Raw genomic sequence first — 21,369 nt, 5'->3', positions numbered from 1 at the left:
GTGTGGACAGCGCGCCTTTTTGATTTCCTCAGAGGTTCAGTTGTTTGGCGAGGAAGGCGGTGAGTTCTTTTTGCAAGGGATTGAGATAGAAGTGGTCGCCCGGGAATGTCTGCTGGGTGAAGACGTCCGAAGTGTGGAGGCTCCATTTCGTCATGTCCGCTTCGGTGGCCCGGGAGTCTTCGATGCCGGTGAGGGCGGTAAGCGGTATGTGCAGAGCCGGTTCTTCGCCGTATTCGTACGTTTCGTTGACGCGGAAGTCGGCGCGAAGCACCGGGAGCACCAGTTCCATCAAGTCTTTGTTTTCGAGGATTTCTTTGGGCGTGCCGTTGTATGTTTTGAGTTCCTCGATGAACTCCTGTTCCGGCAGTTTGTGCATCTGTTTTTCGGCGGTACGCGGCACGTGCGGCGCTTTGCGGGCCGAGACGAACAGATGGCGGGGCAACGGGTGGCCGTTTTTGCGCAGCAGGCGGGCGACTTCGAAGGCGACCAGCGAGCCGAGGGAGTGGCCGAAGAAAGCGAACGGTTTGTTGAGATGAGGCAGGATCGCTTCGTAGATGCCGGCGGCGAGCTCCGGCAGGGATTGCATCGGCGGCTCCATCATGCGTGCGCCGCGGCCCGGGTATTGGAGCGCGATGATCTCGGCGTTTGGCAGCAGGGCGGACCATTCGCGGAACACCGGTGCGCCGCCTCCCGCGTACGGGAAGCAGAAGAGGCGCAGGGTGGCGGTCGGATGCGGCGTGAAGCAGGTCAGCCACGGATTTGGTTTGGTGGGGCGATTGAGTATGGTCAAAGCGGAAAACCTCCTGTCTGTTCGAGCAAAGCGGGTGTCCGGCTCGTTCGGCCGTGGAACGGCGGGGCCGGGAAGTGGCCGACGGCGACCGCGTGGTTGACCATTTTGCGCACCCAGTCGAAGGTGACGGGCGGGAAGGTCAAGCCGAGCGCGGTGATGCGTTCGGCGGTGCGGTCGGTGGCGACTTCGAAGATCAGAGCGCGCGACGGGTCGGTGAAGCCGACCAGACCGTCGAGTTCGGTCAAGGTGTGGTCGTCGGCGCTGTCAAAGACGGTAGTGTGGAACTCGTCCGGGTCGAGCAGCAAAATCGAGTAGCCGAGCGCTTGGAACTGGCGCATCAGATCGTAGTGCGTGATCGGTTCGGGGGCGAGCAGGTGGAACGTCTCGCCGGTCGATGCCGGAGTCAGCGACAGTCGGACGATGGCGGCGGCGATGAAGTCGACAGGCAGGAAGTCGAGTTTCAGCGTCGGCAAGTACGGTGCGATTCCTAGGCGCAGGGTAGTGCGCAAGTAGCCGTACAGGGCATTGTCTTCGATGTTGTGCTGGTATTTTCCTGTCGCGTCTGCCGCGACAAAGCCGAGGCGGTAGATGTTGGCCTGTGCACCGGACGCGCGGGCGTCGCGGACGAGGCGTTCGGCGTGCCATTTCGATTCGGCGTAGCGGGTGTCGAACGTTTGGCCGCGGTCGAAGTCGGTCTCGGTGAAGAGCCCGGTCGAGGCGTCGATGCCGCGCACGCCGATGGTGGAGATGTGCTGGAACCTCTTCGGGCGGCCGAGGGTCAGCAGATCGAGGGCGTGACGGGTGCCGTCGACGTTGACCGCTTGGAACAGGGCCGGGTCGCCGTAGTGGTCGACCAAGGCGGCGGCGTGGTAGATCAGGTCGGTCTCGTCCGCGAGCAGATGCCAGTCGGCATCGGAGAGGCCGAAGCGCGGCAGAGCGATGTCGCCGACGACAACGTGCAGGCGGTCGCCGAGGTGATCGGCGAAGTCCGCGTCCGGGAAGTACCACGTCAGCCGCTCGAGCAGTCGCACCGCAGCGGCCGCCTCGTCGCCGGCGCGGACGAGGCAGGTGACGGTGAGGTCGGTATGCAGCAGCAACTCGCGCAACAGGTAGATGCCCAGATAGCCTGTCGCCCCTGTCAGCAGAGCGCGGGCCGGGGCGGTCGGCCCTTGTGGCAGGGTGCCGGTGCTCGGGTTTGACGCCGCAGACGCCGCAGATGTTGCGAGAGGCGTTCGAGAGTTTTGATCGGTTGCCGAATCTTGGTCGGGCATGTGCGCCGACTGTGCCTGATGAACGACCTCCCCCATTCCTTCCAACAGCTCGGCGGTGGCGGCGATGGTTTGCCGCTCGAAGAGTTGCTGGGCGTGGACGGTGTAGCCGGCGCGGCGCAGGCGAACGACCGCCTGGATGATGTGGACGGAGTGGGCACCCAGGGTGAACAGGTTGTCATGGATGCCGATCCGCTCCCTGTCGAGGTCGAGGAGTTCGCTCCAGATCGCCGCGAGTGTCCGTTCGGCGGCAGTGGACGGGGCTTCGTAGCCGAGCGCCGCTTCGAGGGTGAAGTCGGGCGCGGGCAGGGCTTTGCGGTCCACTTTGCCGTTTTGGCTGAGCGGGAGGCTGTCCAGAACCACGAAGGCGCTCGGCACCATGTACTCGGGCAACGCGACTTGCAGACCGCGACGCAGGTCGTCCGCATCCGGAGCCGGTGCGTCCGGCTCGGGGACGAGGTAGGCGACGAGGCGCTTTTCCCCGGCATGGGAGCCGATGGCGGCGACGACGGCCGAGCGGATGTCCGGTCGGCGGAGCAGGGCGTGTTCGATCTCGCCGAGCTCGATGCGGTAGCCCTGCACTTTGACTTGGAAATCTTCGCGGCCGAGGAACTCGATGTTGCCGTCCGGCAACCAGCGGCCGAGGTCGCCCGTCCGGTAGAGCCGTTCGCCGCTCACCGGATGGGTCAGGAAACTGGAAGCGGTTTTGACCTCATCCCGCCAGTACCCTTTGGCGAGGCCGACACCGCCGATATAGAGCTGTCCCGGCACCCACACCGGGCAGGGTTGCAGATCGTCATGGAAGACGTAAAACGGCTGATGGGCCATCGCTTGACCGTACGGGATGCTCGTCCACGCCGGATCGACGTCGCGGATCGGGTAGTGGATCGACCAAATCGACGCTTCGGTCGCGCCCCCGAGGGAGTGGATCGAGACGTTCGGCAGCAGAGCACGCAGCCGATCCGGCAACGAGACCGGAATCCAGTCGCCGCTCATCATCACGACTCGCAGCGCGGAGGAGAGCCGCTCCGGCTGTCCGTCCGCATAGTCGACGAGCAAGTTCAACAGCGCAGGCACCGAGTTCCAGACGGTGACCCGCTTCCGCTGCATCCACTGCGCCCAGCGAGCCGGGTCACGCACCGCGTCCGGCTCCGGGATGACGACGGTGCCGCCCGCTGCGAACAGGCCGAAGAGATCGTAGACAGACAGGTCGAAGTGCAGCGCGGACAGTGCGAGCAAGCGGTCGTCCGGACCGACGCCAAACCGTTCGTTGATGTCGAGGCAAGTATTGAGCGGGCCGCGGTGGTCGATCATGACGCCTTTCGGAACGCCGGTCGATCCGGACGTAAAGATGACGTAGGCGAGATCATCCGGCGATTGAACGGATTCCAACGGGCTGTCCTCATAGCCCGCGACCGCTTCGTCGTGGACGGCGAAGGTGCGGACGTTGCGGAACAGATTCTCATTTTCCAAAAATTGCGGCTGGGTCAAGACGACCTCCACCTCGCCGATCTCGATCAACTGGCGCAGGCGTTCCTCCGGCTGCTGCGGGTCGAGCGGCAGATAGGCGGCGCCCGCCAGCAAGACGGCGAGCGTGGCGACCGCTTGCTCCCAGCCCTTTTCCATCAGGACGGCGACGAGGGTGTTCGGCCGCACGCCCTGTTCGCGCAGGAGGCGAGCCCAGCGGTTGGCGAGGGCGTGCAGGTCGCCGTACGTCAACGTCCGCACCGAGGTGATCACCGCCGGATGAGCGGGCGTTGAAAGAGCGTGACGAACAAACGGTTCGTGCAGGAGACCTGCGGGCACCGGTCGCTCGGTCGTCTCTGTGACAGCCGGAAGCTCCCGTTGCGAAGCCGGGAGCAGGTCGTGCCCGTGGCGATGCCAAGCCGTGTCGTCCGCTCCCAGCTCTTGCAACAGCCGCCCGTACGCGGCCAGCATGTCGTCGAGCACCCCGCTCGGGAACAGCTCTTCGACCGCGTCCCAGATGAGGAACAGCGCGCCGTTTCGCTCCAAGACTTGGTGGTCGAGCCAGACCTGCGGCGTCTGTGCGAGGGATTCGACCAGTTCGCCGAGCCAGTCAAACGTCGGGGCGAAGTCTTCCAGCACCGAGGTGAAGACGACCGGCATGGGAGCTCCCAGCGTCGTTCCTTGCGCACGAGCCCGTTCGCGCAGGACGCGGACGCCGCTGACACGGCGGTGTTCGAGGTCGGCGAGCAATTGCGCTTGCAGACGGCGGGCGCGCTCGGCAAAAGGCACCGCTTCCGACGCGTCCACTTCCAGCAGGTTCAGGGCGGTGAAGTCGCCGACGATCTGCCCGGTCTGCGGGTGGATCGGTTCGCGGTTGAACAAGGTCAAATTTAAGGTGAAACGCGGGCTCTTGCTCCACGTCTTCAGCACCTCCGCATAGGCGGCGCACAGCAGCATCGACGGGGTGATCCCGCTCTCGGCGGCCCGCTCTTTCAAGCGGCTCCAAGACGCGGCGTCCATCGTCAGCGTGCGGCGGGCAAACCGCGGGCGTTCCAAAATGCTCGGTGACTTTGTCAGCGGCAGTTCCGGTGCGGGCGGCAATGTCGGCACCCGCTCCTGCCAGTACGCGAGCGAGGTCCGGTACGCCTCAGAATCTCGTGCGGCCTCCTCCGCCAACACGTAGTCGCGGAAGGAGAGCGTCAACGGCGTCCACTGCGACGCAGCCGTCGGGTCGCGGTACAGTTCGTTCCACTCGCGGAACAGCAGCAGCAGACTCGCCGCGTCCGCGATCAAAAAGTCGATGGCGATCAGCAGGCGCGTGCGTCCTGTCTCTGCCGCCGTGTGTGCGCAGATCTCGAACAGCGGCCATGTATCGCCGCTGCGCACCGTGTGCTTCATCCGCTCGCGCACGGCGGTCAACTGCTCGTCGGTCGCTTCGGAGCAAGCGATCTCATACGGCGGCACCGCTTCGAGGATCTGCTGCTCTCCACTTGGCAACACGACGGCGCGCAACATGTCATGGCGGAGAATCAATGTCTGCCAGGCGCGTTCCAATCTCGGCAGATCCAGCGCGTCCGCTTCAAACTCCAGGTAGAGCTGCGTCGCGACATTGCCCAGTTCCAGAGCGCCGGTGCGGCCGATCCAATACGCTTGTTGAATGTCATTGAGCGGAAACGGTGCGTGGCGGTTTTCCAAGTCCGGCAGGAGCACAGACCTCGCCGACGCCGTCTCCTCCACAGCCGACTCGCTCCACTGTGCCAACACTTCCTCGGCCACATCCAGCGCCGATACCTCTTGCAGGAAGCGGGCCACCGGGATGTTTACCCCGGCGTCCTGCATGATCGCGTTGCGCATCTCGACGGCCATCAGCGAATCGAGTCCGAGCGTGTTCAGCGGTTGTTCCGCGTCCAGTCGGGCAGCCGGGGTGCCGAGCAGACGTGCCAAACGCCGCTGCAGATAGTCGACGATGAGATCCTGACGCTGATCGGGTGCGGTGGCGAGCAACTGAGCGTGCCAGGTCGTGGCCGCCGCGTCGCTTTCCTCGATGAACGCCGCGTCTCGCTCCTCCTCCGGCGCAGCGACCGATGCTGTCATGTCTCCTGCCGCCCGCGCCACCACGATGTGCTGTCCCAACGCGTTCGCGAGCGATCCCTCCGCCGGAAACGCCGCCGTCGTTTCGAAGCCGTGCTCCAGCAAAGCGGCCTGCCAGGCGGCGCGATGCAGCAGGGGATGCCCGTCGCGCAGGTCGTCCTCATGCCGTCCCCAGCCGTCGATCAGTCCGAACGTGATGTCAAACCACGGCTGATGATCGGTCACTTCCCACAGCATCGCCACCCCGCCCGGTGCGAGCAGTCCGCGCACATGGCGCAACGTCTCGCGCAGGTCGCGAGTGGCGTGCAGGACGTTCGCCGCGACGATCAGGTCGAACGAGCCTTGCGAAAAGCCTTGCTCGACCGGGTCTTTTTCGATATCGAGCAAGCGCGTGTGCAGTCCCGGATACCCGGCAAACTTTTGCCGCGCCCGGTAGAGGAACAGGTCGGACAGATCGGTGAACGTATAATCGGTCCGCTCCCCCGGCAAGGCGGGCAATACCGAAGCGGTCGTCCCGCCCGTACCGGCGCCGATCTCCAACACGCGCAACCGGCGATGCGGAGCGGAAGCGGCGACACCGGCCGCCACAGTCGCTGCGATCCGATTGAAATAACGCGCCTCCGCCGAGTGCTGGTAGATGTATTCGGTGGTCTCAAACGAACCGCCGGGGAAAAACAGCTCCAACGCCGTCGTCTCGCCGCGCAACACGTCGACGAGCCGCTCGCCGTTGCGGCGCAGATAGTCGAGAAAGACCGGATGCTCGCGACCTTCGCCGAGCACGAGCTCCACCTGCGGGTCGGGCAGCGGTGCGACGGAGGTGAACCGCCCTTCCTGTTCCCGCACCAGCCCAAGCGCCGTCAGCCGTGCCATCCAGCGATGCAACAGCTTGCCGTGCAACGGGAGCAGTCCTTTCGTCGCGAGGATCTCCTCGACGGCAAGCTCCTCACCCGCTTGAGCAAATACCTCCAATTTCCGAAGCGTCGCGATCACGTACGCGTTGGTCAGACGATCCAACCACGCCCGTTTGCTCGCATACTCCGGCAGTCCCAGATCGAGAGGGGCCTGCTCCGACTGCTCCGCCCCTTTCGCCAGCACGAGGTCCCACAGCGGGACAGCGGGGCGTTCGGGGGACACGCAGCCGTCCATCCAACAGCGCACCCGCTGCCACGGGTAGGCGGGGAGGGAGAGGACGCGGCCGTCCGGGTAGACTTTCATCCAGTCGATCGGCAGACCCAGCACATGCAGTTCGCCGAGGGTGCCGAGCATCGTCGCCCGCTCGTCTTTCCCGCGTCGCAACGTCGGGAGCGCGGTCCCGGTGTGGCCGTGCGTTTGCAGCGCGGTGCGGATCGCGGCGGTCAGCACGTTGTGCGGCGAGACTTCGAGAAATGTCGCATAGCCGTCCGAGAGCAACTGCGTCAACGCGTCGTGGAAGCGCACCGGCTCCCGCAGATTGCGCCCCCAATAAGCGGCGGTCAGCTCCGTGCCGTCAACCAATCCGCCCGTCACCGTCGAGTAGAGCGGTACCCACGCTGAGCGGGGTGTCAGATCGACCAGCGTCTCCACCAGCGGGGTGCGCAGCCGTTCCATCTGCGGGCTGTGCGAGGCGAGATCGACCTGCAGCGCGCGGCAAAAGACCCCGTCTCGCGCCATCGCCGCGACAAACTCCTCCACCGCGTCCGCATCGCCCGACACCACCACCGACGTCGGCCCGTTGACCGCCGCGATGGACAGCCTGTCTCCGTATGCCGTCAGTCTGGCCGCCACTTCCTGCTCCGGCAGCTCCACAGCGGCCATCTTTCCTTGCCCGTCCGCTTTGCTCATCACGCGACCGCGCTGCCAGATCGCGTAGATCGCCTCATCCAGCGTCAACGCGCCGGCGAGATGCGCCGCCGCCGCTTCGCCCATCGAGTGGCCGACGATCGCGTCCGGGTACAGGCCCCAGGCGCGCCACAGTTCGGCCAGCGCGACCTGCACGGCAAACAGCACCGGCTGTGCGACCTCCGTCTCGCCGAGGCGGGAAAACTCCGGGTCCTCGTACAGCTCATCGAGAATCGACCAGCCTGCGAGCCCGTGCAGCAGCTCGTCACAGCGGTCGATGGCATCGCGAAACACAGGCTCCGTCGCGTACAACTGTTTTCCCATCCCGAGCCACTGCCCTCCCTGTCCCGGAAAGACAAAGACGAGCGGCCGCCGCCTTCTGCTGTTGGCCGAGCCGTGCGACAGTCCGAGGCGCGGCTCCTCGTGCAGATAATCTTCCAATGCCTGCGCGATCTCCTCATGCGACCGCGCCACCAGTGCCAGGCGATGATCGTGATGATCCCGTCGCGCGTTCGCCGTGTGGCACAGATCGCGCAGAGCGGGAGCACCGCCCTCCACGACGCCGCTGCGCACGAAATCGCGATACGACCCGGCCAGCTCGTCCAACGCCTGCTTGGAAGGCGCGGACAGCACCAGCACTTCCGCCTGCTCCCGGCTGTTGGTCTCCGCGGCAGGGGTCGGCTCCACATGCTCCTCCAACACCACATGCGCGTTCGTCCCGCCAAATCCAAACGAGCTGACCCCGGCCAGCGCTTTTTCCTCCGGCAAGGTCGGCCACTCCGACAGCTCCGTCTGCACCGTCACGGGCAGCGTGGCAAACGGGATCAGCGGATTGGGCTCCTGAAAATGCAGGGTCGGCGGCAACTGTTTGTGTTTCAACGCCAGCGCGACTTTGATCAGCCCGGCGACGCCGGCTGCCGCTTCGGTGTGTCCGAAATTGCTTTTGACCGAGCCGACGCGGCAATACCGTTCCGGCGACCGGTCCTCCGACATGACGCGGCCCAGCGCCATCACCTCAATCGGATCGCCAAGTTCGGTGCCGGTGCCGTGCGCTTCCACGTAATGCGCTTTGCCGGGCGAAACGCCCGCATTTAAAAACGCCTCGCGCAGCACCGCTTCCTGCGCCTGTCCGTTCGGCGCCATCAGCCCGTTGCTGCGGCCGTCCTGATTGACCGCGCTGCCCCGGATCACCGCGTAGATGCGGTCGCCGTCCTCCTGTGCCTGAGACAGCGTCTTCAGCACGACGAGGCCGACGCCTTCACTGCGGACATAGCCGTCAGCCGCCGCATCGAACGTTTTGCACCGGCCGTCTTTTGCCATTACGCCCGCCTTGGAAAAATTGATCGTCACATCGGGCGTCAAGATCAGATTGACCCCGCCCGCCAACGCCATCTCGCTCTCGCCGTTTCGCAAGCTCTGGCAGGCCAGATGCACCGCCACCAGCGACGACGAGCAAGCCGTGTCGATCGACAGGCTCGGCCCGCGCAGGTCGAGCAGGTAGGAGAGGCGGTTGGCCGCGATGGAGACCGCGTTGCCGGTGCCTGCGTACGCGTCGATCAGCGATTTGTCCGAAAACTGAATGCGCGAATATTCGTTATTTGATATGCCGACAAACACACCCGTCTTCGAGCCGGAGAGCTGCGAAGGAGGCAATCCGCCGTCTTCGAGCGCCTCCCATGCCACTTCCAACAGGAGGCGTTGCTGCGGGTCCATCCGGGATGCTTCGCGGGGCGAGATGCCGAAAAATCCGTTGTCAAACAGATCGACCCCTTGCAAAAATCCGCCCCAGCGCGTGTTCATCTTTCCCGGTGCGCCCGGATCGGCATCGAAGAACGCCGATGCGTCGAACCGCTCCGCAGGCACTTCCGAGATCGCGTCCACGCCGTTTTTCAACAGTTCCCAAAACGGCTCCGGCCCCGTCGCGCCGGGAAAACGGCAACCGATGCCGACGATGGCGATCGGTTCTTCGCGCGTTTCGCGATAGGGGACCGGGGCTTGGTGATAGAGCTGGTGGTACAACTTTTCAAAATGGTCGGTCGCTGTCTCTTGCCGGGGTTTCAGTTCCGGCAGCGACAGCAGATGGTCGATCAGATCGTCGACGCAGGGGTGGTCCCACAGGGCGGTCGGGGAAAGCTCAACTCCGAGATACTCCCCGAGATCGCCGGAGAGCATCACAGCCTCCGCCGAATCGAGTCCGAAGTTGAGAAAAGGCTCGCGGGTGTCGAGCTCCTCGACCGGGAGGCCGAGGCGTTCCGACAGTTCGTTCAGCATCCAAGCTTGCAGCGAATCGCGAGTGTGCGTGTGATCCATGATGTCACTCTCCCCAGATTTCCAACGTGTTGTGCAGGTAGTCGTGACGGCAGGCGTGTCGCTGAATCTTGCCGCTCGTCGTCTTTGGCAGGCTGTTCGCTTTGACCAGCAGGATCGCCGATGCTTGCAGTTGGTGCTCCTCGGCGACAGAGCGGCGTATCGCACCGATCACTTCCTTATAAAGAGGGGCTTGCCGCTCCTCAAGTCCTGGACGCGGCCGGAAGCGGCGGTCCAACTCGGCGAGGATCACCACCCGTTCCTCGCCGCCCGTCTCCGTCGAAAACGCGGCGGCCACGGTGACCGCTTCGTGGCATTGCTCGGTCGTCAGTTCCAGATCTTGCGGATAATAATTGCGCCCGCGAATCAAGATCAAATCTTTCAGGCGACCGGTGATAAACAACTGCCCCCCGTGTACAAATCCGAGATCGCCGGTGCGCAAAAACGCTCCGTTCTCCTGCCTGTCCGCCAGAGAGACCTGCGCAGCAAACATCTCCTCCGTCAGCTCCGGTTGGTTCCAATATCCTTTTGCCACGCTCGGACCGGCCACCCAGATCTCGCCGACCTGCCCGTCCGTGCAGATCGCGTGCGACGCCGGGTCGACGATGCGGACCGTCAACTCGTCTCTCACGCGCCCGCAGCCGACCAATTCCCGCGAGTTCGGCGTGTCTGTCTGCACCGGCTCGACGCGGCCTTCTTCCAGCGCGGCTCCGTCCACCGCCAGCACGACCGGCCCGTCCGCCGCGTCGTTGCCCGTCACCATCAGCGTCGCTTCGGCGAGGCCGTAGCAGGGGTAAAACGCTTCCTTTGCAAATCCGCACGAAGCAAACGATTCCGCAAACCGCTGCAACGTCCCGCTGCGCACCGGTTCCGCGCCGGAGAACGCATGCGCCCAGTGGCTGAGATCGAGCGTGGCTTTTTGCTGTGCCGTGATCTTTTTCACGCAGAGATCATAGGCAAAATTCGGCCCGCCGCTGAACGTCGCTTTGTATTTCGACACCGCTTGCAACCAGCGGAACGGCCGCTGGAGAAAATCGACAGGCGACAGCAAAACGCACGTCCCGCCGACATACACCGTCTGCAACACGCAGCCGATCAAGCCGAGGTCGTGGTACAGGGGCAGCCAGCTCACGTTGACAGACGCCTCCGTGTTGCCGAGCGCCTGTGCGATCACCTTTTCGTTGTGAAGCAGGTTGGCGTGCGTGACGATCACGCCCTTGGGTCTGCCGGTCGAGCCGGACGTGTATTGGAAAAAGGCGGGGTGATCGCCCGTCAACACCGGCTCCACCCATCCGTCCGCTTCCGTCTCGCAGATCAGGTCGCTCGGCAGCCAGTCAAACCGGGCAAATTCCTCCTGCTCGGCAAATTGGGCTTCCATCTTCAGCAACAGTTGGGACGTGGTCAAAGCGACCGCCGCTTCGGAGTCGGCCATCACCGCTTCCAGCCGCTGGACGTTGCGGCTCATCGTCGGCGGAAAGACCGGCACGGCGATCATGCCGGCGTAGAGGCAGCCAAAGAAGGCGGCGATATACTCCAGCCCCTGCGGATAGACGAGCAGAATGCGGTCGCCGTGCCGGGCCCGCGTTTGCAGATGCGCGGCGATGGCGCGGGCTTGGCGGTCGAGCGTCGCGTAGGTGAGCGGGACCTCCCGTCCTTCACCGTCTTGCAAAAATGTATAGGCGATCCGCTCCGGATGCCGGAGGGCGCGCGTTTGTAACAGGTCGACCAGCGTGTCGAAGCCTGTGGCATGCAGTTCCAAAGTGGTGATCGTTTGCGGGGACATGATTTTCCTCCTCAAGCTCCCAGTTGATGTAACCAATTATCCGCGATTTGTAAGGGTTTTTCAATTGAAATCGGGGATGCTTCATAAAGCTTGTTTGGCAGATGATAAGGTTGTGTTCGAATAGGGCAGGTATTATTCTTACATGATAAATGGCATTATTCTTTGTGAGATGCGAATAACTGGAAAAAAGTTTCACTTTTTAGGTGGAAAGGCGGGCTGTGGTGTATAATGAAGGGTGGAGGTGGATTCTGAATGGATCGTATGGAATTGGATCTGCAACTGATCGACAAACCGTTCAAATTGGTTTCTGAATATACGCCGCAGGGCGACCAACCGAAAGCGATTGAAAAGCTCGCGGAGGGCATCCTGCGCGGCGACAAGCACCAGACTTTGCTCGGCGCGACCGGCACCGGCAAGACGTTTACGATGGCCAACCTGATCCAACAGGTCAACAAACCGACCCTGATCATCGCCCACAACAAAACGTTGGCGGCACAGTTGACCGCGGAATTCAAAGAATTTTTCCCGGAGAACGCCGTCGAGTATTTCGTCTCCTACTACGACTACTACCAGCCGGAAGCGTACATCCCGGCTTCCGATACCTTTATTGAAAAAGACGCGAAGATCAACGACGAGATCGACAAACTGCGCCACTCCGCCACGTCGGCGCTGGTTGAGCGCAAAGACGTGATCGTCGTCGCGTCCGTCTCCTCGATCTACGGCCTCGGCTCGCCGATTGAGTATTACAAATTTGTCCTGTCTCTGCGCGTGGGCATGGAAAAGGGGCGCGATGAAGTGCTGCGCCGCCTGATCGACATGCAGTACGAGCGCAACGACATCAACTTCACCCGCGGCACGTTCCGCGTGCGCGGCGACGTCGTCGAGATCTTCCCGGTACAGCGGTCGGAGTCGGCCGTGCGGGTGGAGTTCTTTGGCGATGAGATCGACCGGATCACCGAGGTCGACACGCTGACCGGCGAGATCCTCGGCACACGTCAGCACATCGGCATCTACCCGGCGTCTCACTTTGTCACCACGACCGACAAACTGCAGGTGGCGATGGCGAGCATCCGCGAAGAGTTGGAAGCGCGGCTCACAGAACTGCGCGAAGAAGGCAAACTGCTGGAAGCGCAGCGGCTGGAGCAGCGGACCAACTATGACCTCGAGATGATGGCGGAGATCGGCTTTTGCTCCGGCATCGAGAACTACTCCCGCCATCTGGAAGGGCGGGAGGCGGGGAGCGCGCCGAGCACGCTGTTCTCCTTCTTCCCGGACGACTTCCTGCTGATCATCGACGAGTCGCACGTCACCGTGCCGCAGATCGGTGCGATGTTCAACGGCGACCAAGCGCGCAAAAACATGCTGGTCGACCACGGATTCCGCCTGCCGTCGGCGAAAGACAACCGCCCGATGAAATTTGAGGAGTTCGAGCAGAAAGTCAACCAAGCCGTCTACGTCTCCGCCACGCCGGGCAACTACGAGATGGAGCACAGCACTCAGGTCGTTGAGCAGATCATTCGCCCGACCGGCCTGCTCGACCCGGTGATTCACGTGCGCCCGATCAAAGGCCAGATCGACGACCTCGTCGGCGAGATCAACAAGCGCATCGCCAAAGACGAGCGCGTGCTGGTGACCACGCTGACGAAAAAAATGTCGGAGGATCTCACCGACTATTTGAAGGAACTCGGGATCAAAGTGCGGTATCTGCACTCCGACATCAAGACGATTGAGCGGATGATGATCCTGCGCGACCTGCGCCTAGGCGTGTTTGACGTGCTGGTCGGGATCAACCTGCTGCGCGAAGGTCTCGACCTGCCGGAAGTCTCGCTGGTGGCGATCCTCGACGCGGACAAAGAAGGCTTCCTCCGTGCCGAGCGCTCGCTGATCCAGACGATCGGACGCGCCGCACGGAACGCGGGCGGCGAAGTCATCATGTACGCCGACAAGATCACCCGCTCGATGGACGTTGCCATCAAAGAGACGGAACGCCGCCGCGCCATCCAGATCGCCTACAACGAGGAGCACGGCATCACCCCGCAAACGATCAACAAAAAAGTCCGCGACGTCATCGAAGCGGTCAAAGCGGCCGACCCGAAAGCCGAGAAGAAGATCCAGAAGGGCGTCGACAAGATGTCGAAGAAAGATCGCGAAGAGCTGATTGCCAAGTTGGAGAAAGAGATGAAGGACGCCGCGAAGTCGCTGCAGTTTGAACGAGCGGCGGAGCTGCGGGACATTATTTTGGAGTTGAAGGCGTCGTAGGTGATCTTAAGAAAAGAGACCCATCAGGGTCTCTATTTTTTGCTTCGATTTTCATTTGTACAAGCAGGGCAAGCACATTTTCCTCGGCTTCCTTCTTTGCAGTCTGTTCCAAATATTCAAGGTCGATCTTATCAAATAGAGCCCCCATCAATAATTGCACTCACTCTTCGTCCCGCTATGAATTCCAGTAGACAGCAGCACGGGCGCGGTCGAAGATGATGTCTTCGATTCCGATCACGTAAAAATGGAGACATGAATGGGCTGGATGCCCTGTTTGTCGGTGAAATCTGTCAGAAGTGGATGCTGCCAATTGTTCGATTTTTGATAGCACCAGATGCACATCGTGATTCGACGAAACACGTCCAAGTTCGGCCTGGAATTTTGACCCCTCGAAGTCAAGACGACGTGGGGTCTTGCTCCTTACCTCACCGTCACCGCCTGCATCCCCATCGCGATCCAACTCTGTTCAAACCTCGCGCGTTCGACCCGCTTTGCTTTTGTGCCGTCGAAGGGGTCGTTGATGTAGACGCAGTCAGGGCCGTAGCCGACGAGGAGGACGGCGTGTTCGTTCCAGGTGGTGCGGACTCGGCCGGTGGGGGAGTCCCAGGTGTCCCAGTAATCGGGTGCCCGCAGCGGGACGGTGGTCCAGACGACGACCGGTTTTCCCTCGGCGACGCGGGCGAGGACTTGTTGAAACGATTGCCCGGTCATGTCGTGCGCTTGCCCGGGCAGGTATTGGTTCAGCAAGTCGGCAATCGGCGCATGGTACACGCCAAATCCGATCGGCTTGCCGTCCACCGCGCCGACAAATCCGACCTTCGGGTCGCCCCAGAAAACGATGCGGCCGCGTGCGTCGCGGCGGACGGGGGTGGGGTCTTTGCGGACTTCGTGGGCCAGTTTCATTTTATCGCCGGGCTGCCCGACCGCCTGCAGAAGCATCGCCAGCGACGTGACTTCGCAGCCGTCGCGCAGCTCGGGGTGTTGCCGGATCGCCGGTGTGTGGATCAAGACGCGGTTGTCGCTTCTTTCAACCTGCCGGGCGAGATAGCGTTGCGGGACTTTGAGCACCGTATGGGACGGGACGACGACAGCCGACTGCTGCTTGTCCTCCAGAAAAGAGGTCGGCAACAGCGGAGCCACAGAGGAGGCGTGAGCGGTACCTGTTTGTGCGGACAAGGAGACAGAGAAGGAGAGAATGAGCGCCGGAACGACAGACGACAGTTTGCGCATGGGGACGTCGCTCCTTTCTAGTACTTCCTCCACATTCGCTAGGATGCCCCCACTCCATGACCGCCGTCATGTTAAATAATGACGCGGGTAACTGTCATAATGACCGCTCAGTCTCGTACAATAAAAGCAAGCCATACATACTGGATTCCGCTCCCTACGGAATCAGTTCCGGCCTCTTTCGGGAAGCCGGCCAATGCACGAATGATTTGTCATATCCCTCATTGAGCAGCCCTTCCCGGTAGAAGGCTGCTCCTTTTTTTTGCCTATTTGTTAAGCCAAATTCAAATCTTGTCTTCAAGTTGCTTTTTTGAAGCGGTTGGTACAAAATAGGCTATAGAATATTTGTTCGCATTTGGAAAGAAGGAGAATGAGATGGCACAAGAACATATCGTGGTCAAAGGCGCACGCGCCCATAACCTGAAAAATATCGATGTGACGATCCCCCGCGACAAGCTGGTCGTGCTGACCGGTCTGTCCGGTTCGGGCAAATCGTCGCTCGCGTTTGATACGATCTACGCCGAAGGTCAGCGCCGCTATGTCGAGTCGCTGTCCGCCTATGCCCGCCAGTTTCTCGGGCAGATGGACAAGCCGGACGTCGACTCCATCGACGGGCTCTCCCCGGCGATCTCCATCGACCAAAAGACGACCTCGCGCAACCCGCGCTCCACGGTCGGCACGGTCACGGAGATCTATGACTACCTGCGCCTGCTGTTCGCCCGCATCGGGCGGCCGCACTGCCCCAATCACCCGAGCATCGAGATCACGTCGCAGACGGTCGAGCAGATGGTCGACCGCATCTTGGAGTTGCCGGAACGCACGCGCATCCAGATCTTCGCCCCGCTGATCAAAGGGCGCAAAGGCGAGCATACAAAGATCTTCGAAGACGTTGCCAAACAGGGCTTCGTCCGCGTGCGCGTGGACGGGGAAATGATGGAAGTCACCGATGAGATCAAATTGGAGAAAAATAAAAAGCACACCATCGAGGTCGTCGTCGACCGCATCGTCGTCAAGGAAGACGTCGCCCCTCGCCTCGCCGATTCGCTGGAGACGGCGTTGAAACTGGCGGACGGCACGGTGATCGTCGGCATCGTCGACGGCGAAGAGATGCTGTTCTCGTCCAATCTGTCCTGCCCGGAGTGCGGATTCTCCGTCGAGGAACTGTCGCCGCGCATGTTTTCGTTCAACTCGCCGTTTGGCGCGTGCGACGTCTGCGCGGGCCTTGGCACCAACATGGAGATCGACCCGGACCTCGTCATCCCCGACCGCACCAAATCGTTGCTCGAAGATGCGGTTGAGCCGTGGCAGGGCCGCACGTCCAACTATTACCCGCAACTGCTGGAAGCGGCGGCGAAACATTTCAACGTCCCGATGGACGTGCCGGTCGGCGACCTGCCGCCCGAGCAGCTGAAGGTGCTCTTGTACGGCTCCAAAGGGGAAAAGATCAAATTTACGTACGAAAACGACTTCGGCCAGAAAAAGACGGGCGAGGTCGACTACGAAGGTGTCGTGACCAACCTCGAACGCCGCTACAAAGAGACGGTGTCCGACTATATCCGCGAGTTCATCGAGGACTACATGAGTGCCAAGCCTTGCCCGGCCTGCGCAGGCAAGCGTCTGCGCCCGGAATCGCTGGCTGTCACCGTCGGCGACGAAAACATCGCGCACGTCACCGGTCTGTCGGTAAACGACGCGCTCCAATACTTTGACGGCTTGTCGCTCAGCGAAAAAGAGCTGACCATCGCCCGTCTGATTCTCAAAGAGATCAAAGCCCGTCTCGGATTTCTCGCAGACGTCGGGCTCGACTATTTGAACCTGTCCCGCTCTGCCGGCACGCTGTCCGGCGGCGAGGCGCAACGCATCCGGTTGGCGACGCAGATCGGGTCGTCGTTGATGGGCGTCCTGTACATTCTCGACGAGCCGTCCATCGGTCTGCACCAGCGCGACAACGAGCGGCTGATCAACACCTTGCTGCACATGCGTGACCTCGGCAACACGCTACTCGTCGTCGAGCATGACGAGGACACGATGATCGCCGCCGACTATCTGATCGACATCGGACCCGGTGCCGGCATCCACGGCGGCACCATCGTGTCGCAAGGCACGCCGCAAGAGGTGATGGACGATCCGAACTCGATGACCGGCGCGTACCTCTCCGGACGCAAGTTCATCCCGATCCCGGCCGAACGCCGCAAGCCGTCCGACAAATGGGTCAAAGTGACCGGCGCGAAGGAAAACAATTTGAAAAACGTCTCGGCCAAGTTCCCGCTCGGCGTGTTTACCTGCGTCACGGGCGTGTCCGGCTCCGGCAAATCGACGCTGGTCAACGAGATCCTCAAAAAAGCGTTGGCCGCCCACCTCAACGGGGCGAAGACCAAGCCGGGCCAGCACAAAAAGATCGAAGGTCTCGAACACCTCGACAAGATCATCGACATCGACCAATCGCCGATCGGCCGCACCCCGCGCTCCAACCCGGCGACGTACACCGGCGTGTTTGACGACATCCGCGACGTGTTTGCCACGACGAACGAAGCGAAGATGCGCGGCTATAAAAAAGGCCGCTTCTCCTTCAACGTCAAAGGCGGTCGTTGCGAAGCGTGCAAAGGCGACGGGATCATCAAGATCGAGATGCACTTCCTGCCCGACGTCTATGTGCCGTGCGAGGTCTGCAAAGGCAAGCGGTACAACCGCGAGACGCTGGAAGTGAAATTTAAAAACAAGAGCATCGCCGACGTGCTGGACATGACGGTCGAGGATGCGGTGGAATTTTTCAAAAATGTGCCGCGCATCTCCCGCAAAATGCAGACGCTCCATGACGTGGGTCTCGGCTACGTCCGCCTCGGCCAACCGGCGACGACGCTGTCCGGCGGCGAAGCGCAGCGCGTCAAGCTCGCCTCCGAACTGCACCGCCGCAGCACCGGGCGCACGATGTACATCCTCGACGAGCCGACGACCGGCCTGCACTCGGCCGATATCGACCGGCTGCTCGTCGTCTTGCAACGCCTCGTCGACGCCGGGGAGACGGTCGTCGTCATCGAGCACAACCTCGACGTGATCAAGACGGCCGACCACCTGATCGACCTCGGACCCGAGGGCGGCGACAAAGGCGGCACCATCGTCGGCACCGGCACGCCGGAGCAGATCGCCGCGATCCCGGAGTCTTGGACCGGCAAATTCCTCGGTCCGATCCTGGAGCGGGACAAGCAACGCGCCGCTGTGCTGGCCTAGACAGACCCGGACGCAAAAAAGCAGGTCACACGGGGGTGACCTGCTTTTCGCTGTCCCGTCGAGAGCGGGCGGCGAGAGACCGGGCCGGATTCTGAACGTCGCCGTTTTGCATAGAATGGGCTGTGCGGCGCATCATGCCATAGAGAAGGAGTCCTGCCAGATCCAGCCCGCCGCAGAGCCACCACGCCTGCAGCCAGTGCTCGTGAAAGGCGATCTGACCCTGCCCGTCGAGGCGGTGCAGCGCAAATGCCTGCACGAGCAGCACGGCCGCATAGCCGACGTACCAACGGCCGCTGAGCAGGGCGAGCAGGCAGGCGGGCAGGGCGGTGGTCAGAAAGAGCAACAGGCCGTCCGGGAGATCGGGAGCCGGGAGCGTGTGCACGGCGAGCAGGTACAGGCCAAACGAGGCGCAGACGGTCACGGTGAAGCGGTACAGGTCGTCGTAAAAGGCCCGCCTTTGGCGCAGTTTGTCCAGATTGCGCCCGCGGCGGGCCAGCCACCAGAGCGGCGCGGCGGCGAGCAAGGAGCCGCCAAGCAGGGCGAACAGGGTGGTGAGCTTGTCCATAATTGACACCTTCTTCTCAAATATATGGGGAATATTTTCATTTACAATGTAAGAAGGGGTTGCGTTTCGGCAGATGCTTTAGTAGGATGTGCGTATCTCCCTGTCGCGGTGAAGTCGTGAGCAGGGAAATGAACGGATAAGGGGAATCGTATGGAAAATTGGACGTTCGATCACCTGCCGGACGATTTTGTCCGCTATGTATATGACGGTTGTGTGGCCCTTGGCCGCCGCATGGCGACGGAACCGGATTTGCAGCGCCAGATCGAGGACGTGATACGCGAGCAGATCTCGCGCACGCCGACGGAAGCGCTGGAGATCGAGCAAGGCCTGACGGTGCTGACAGGCCCGGTGATCGCGCAGGCGGTGATGGGGTGCCTGCGCTATCTGGAGACGCATGACGAGATGGAAGACCTGCGCAAAGCCGGCTTTGATGCGGCGGTGCTGAACTTCATCCGCTATCTCGTCTCCCGCTACGGTCCGGTGCTCAAGGCGATCCGCCGCCGGCACAATCATCCGCTCGGCTGGCACAAGTTCGGTCATGCGATCATGACGATGGAGACCGGCACCAAGCACATCCACGTCAAACTTGTGCGCAACGACGACGAGGTGATCCATCTGGAAGACGATGCCGAGTCGATGCTGCGCCTGGTCAATTTTTTGCTGAAGTCGATTGAGAGCGCCGACGATCACGGCTCGTATGATGCCGCGACGGTGCAGGAGTTGACCGAGCGCTATCACCGCATTCTTGAACAGGCGGGCGACAGCAGAGCGACGCGACTGCCGCGCACGGAACATTAGGCTACTCTCTTTTATATGAATCAACGGGTGAAAGTATGCGAGATTCGGTGACGGATCGGCGGCATCTTTCACCCCTTTTTTTGGCATACTAGTTCCAACTCGCAAGGAACGAGGAGGCGATCGGAGATGGATCTGAAAGAGGGCGGCCTGCTGTGGGTGGAGACGTTTCCCGATGCGCCTGCCTATCCCCGTCTGCAGGAGGACTTGACCTGCGACGTGGTGGTGGTCGGCGGCGGGGAAGGCGGCGCAAACTGCGCCTACCAGCTCTCGGAGCACGGGGTGGATACGGTGATGCTGGAGCGTCGCCGCGTGGGATATGGATCGACGAGTGCCAACACAGGGCTGATTCAATATTCGAATGACGCGCCGATGCACCAGTTGGCCGACTCGCTGGGGCTGGACGTGGCGGTGCGCTATTACAAGCTGTGCCAGCGGGCGGTGGACGTGCTCGATCACATGTCGCACACGCTGGCAGACCCGATTGAATTCAAACGGCGGGACAGTCTGTACTATGCGTCGTCGGAGAAAGACGTGAAAAAGCTGGAGGCCGAGTATGCGCTGCAGACCCGGTATGGATTTCCCGTTGCCTATTGGACGGAGGAGCAGGTGGCGGAGCAGTTTCCGTTTCGCAAAGCGGCGGCGTTGCATGCGACCGGCGATGCGGAACTGAATCCGTTTCGATTTGCCCATGCGCTGGTGCGGCACGCCGCGCGGAAAAACCTGCGCGTGTACGAGGAGACGGAGGTTTGTTCGATTTTTCACGAGAACGGCCGAGTCTGCCTGCGCACGAGCGAAGGGCAGATCGTGCGGGCGAAAAAAGCGGTGATCGCCACCGGCTATGAGGCGCAGGAAAATCAGCGCACACCGGGCGCGGTGGTGGAGAGCTCCTATGCGATCGCCACAGAGCCGGTCCGTGATTTTTCCTCCTATGCCTCCCGGTGTCTGATCTGGGAGACGGCGCGGCCGTATCTCTACATGCGGACGACGTTCGATGACCGGATCGTGGTCGGCGGGCTCGATGAGTCGGCGTTTGAAGGGCCCAAGCGGGACAACCTGTTGCCGCAAAAGGCGGAGCAGTTGCTGATCGAGTTGAAAACACTGTTTCCGGCGTTTGCCGATCTGAAGATCTCGCATCGGTGGACGGCGGCGTTTGGCGGGACGAAGGACGGGCTGCCGTTTATCGGCGAGCATCCGTTCCACGAAAACTGCTACTACGCCCTCGGTTACGGCGGCAACGGCACGGTCTACGCGATCATCGCCGGTGAGATCATCAAAGAGCTGATCCTTTGCGGACAGCACCCGGACGCGCCTTTATTTGCGGTGGGGCGGATGCGGTAGGAAACTTTTCGGCAGGTGAAACGTATGTCTGACTCAAGAGGAGGGATGTCTCATGGGTTTGCTCATGCGATGGCTGGTGTCAGCAGGCGCCCTGCTGATCGTGGCGTGGCTGTTCGACCGGATCTGGTTTGACACGGTGGGGGCGGCGTTTCTGGCCGCGCTGGTGCTCGGCTTGATCAACGCGTTCATCAAGCCGGTGGTGAAACTGTTTACGCTGCCGGTCACCGTCTTGACGCTCGGGCTTTTTGCGCTGGTGATCAACGCGGTCCTGTTGATGCTGACGAGTTCGCTGGTCGGCGGGTTTCATGTGGAAGGGTTTTGGACGGCCTTTTGGGGGGCGATTGTGCTGGCGCTCGTCAGCGGCGTGCTGGGCGCGCTGTTTGGCGACGAGTAACGCCATGAAAATGCGCCGGTGTCGCTACCCGGCGCA

General features: G+C 61.9%; 11 protein-coding genes. 5 read left to right on the top strand and 6 right to left on the bottom strand.

The features are described from left to right. Positions 1 to 28: 28 nt before the first annotated feature. From OS242_RS14040 to OS242_RS14030, 3 genes are read right to left on the bottom strand one after another with little or no spacing between them, the layout of a single operon-like run. Positions 29 to 790, bottom strand: coding sequence for a thioesterase II family protein (locus OS242_RS14040; protein WP_267152312.1), 762 nt, complete (start codon positions 788 to 790; stop codon positions 29 to 31). Further along, the gene (locus OS242_RS14035; RefSeq protein WP_267152311.1) at positions 787 to 9,744 is read right to left on the bottom strand and encodes a non-ribosomal peptide synthetase/type I polyketide synthase; all 8,958 of its coding nucleotides are present in this window, start codon (positions 9,742 to 9,744) and stop codon (positions 787 to 789) included. Before OS242_RS14035 ends, OS242_RS14040 begins: the two co-directional genes overlap by 4 nt. Before the next feature lie 4 nt (positions 9,745 to 9,748). Continuing rightward, on the bottom strand, positions 9,749 to 11,524 hold the full coding sequence (locus OS242_RS14030) for a fatty acyl-AMP ligase (protein WP_267152310.1): 1,776 nt from the start codon (positions 11,522 to 11,524) through the stop codon (positions 9,749 to 9,751). Between the two features lie 252 nt (positions 11,525 to 11,776). Between OS242_RS14030 and uvrB the strand changes: the two genes are divergently transcribed. Beyond that, on the top strand, positions 11,777 to 13,783 hold the full coding sequence (gene uvrB, locus OS242_RS14025) for an excinuclease ABC subunit UvrB (protein WP_323372952.1): 2,007 nt from the start codon (positions 11,777 to 11,779) through the stop codon (positions 13,781 to 13,783). On the opposite strand, the gene OS242_RS14020 is transcribed toward uvrB, so the two are convergent. Further along, positions 13,758 to 13,943 (bottom strand): hypothetical protein, encoded by a 186-nt coding sequence (locus OS242_RS14020; RefSeq protein ID WP_267152309.1) that lies wholly within the window; start codon positions 13,941 to 13,943, stop codon positions 13,758 to 13,760. The genes uvrB and OS242_RS14020 overlap by 26 nt on opposite strands. Before the next feature lie 260 nt (positions 13,944 to 14,203). Beyond that, entirely contained in the window at positions 14,204 to 15,013 is an 810-nt protein-coding gene (locus OS242_RS14015; protein ID WP_267152308.1) for a C39 family peptidase, read from the bottom strand. A gap of 372 nt (positions 15,014 to 15,385) precedes the next feature. Between OS242_RS14015 and uvrA the strand changes: the two genes are divergently transcribed. Then, positions 15,386 to 18,238: an excinuclease ABC subunit UvrA gene (gene uvrA, locus OS242_RS14010; protein ID WP_267152307.1), complete on the top strand. Its 2,853-nt coding sequence runs from the start codon at positions 15,386 to 15,388 to the stop codon at positions 18,236 to 18,238. A gap of 25 nt (positions 18,239 to 18,263) precedes the next feature. Here uvrA and OS242_RS14005 read toward each other — a convergent pair whose 3' ends face one another. Beyond that, positions 18,264 to 18,803 (bottom strand): hypothetical protein, encoded by a 540-nt coding sequence (locus OS242_RS14005; RefSeq protein WP_267152306.1) that lies wholly within the window; start codon positions 18,801 to 18,803, stop codon positions 18,264 to 18,266. Positions 18,804 to 18,953: 150 nt separating this feature from the next. Here OS242_RS14005 and OS242_RS14000 point away from each other — a divergent pair, with 150 nt between their 5' ends. From OS242_RS14000 to OS242_RS13990, 3 genes are all read left to right on the top strand, one after another. Continuing rightward, complete coding sequence (locus tag OS242_RS14000; protein WP_267152305.1) at positions 18,954 to 19,601, top strand: hypothetical protein; 648 nt, start codon at positions 18,954 to 18,956, stop codon at positions 19,599 to 19,601. 126 nt (positions 19,602 to 19,727) lie between these two features. Next, positions 19,728 to 20,939, top strand: coding sequence for an NAD(P)/FAD-dependent oxidoreductase (locus OS242_RS13995; RefSeq protein WP_267152304.1), 1,212 nt, complete (start codon positions 19,728 to 19,730; stop codon positions 20,937 to 20,939). A 52-nt stretch (positions 20,940 to 20,991) separates the two neighbouring features. Next, on the top strand, positions 20,992 to 21,333 hold the full coding sequence (locus OS242_RS13990; RefSeq protein ID WP_267152303.1) for a phage holin family protein: 342 nt from the start codon (positions 20,992 to 20,994) through the stop codon (positions 21,331 to 21,333). Positions 21,334 to 21,369: the final 36 nt, after the last annotated feature.

The sequence above is a fragment of the Tumebacillus lacus genome (assembly GCF_026410385.1).
GTDB classification, from domain to species: Bacteria; Bacillota; Bacilli; order Tumebacillales; family Tumebacillaceae; genus Tumebacillus; species Tumebacillus lacus.
Note: the sequence above shows the minus strand (reverse complement) of the source record. Positions and strands in the feature narration are given on the sequence as shown.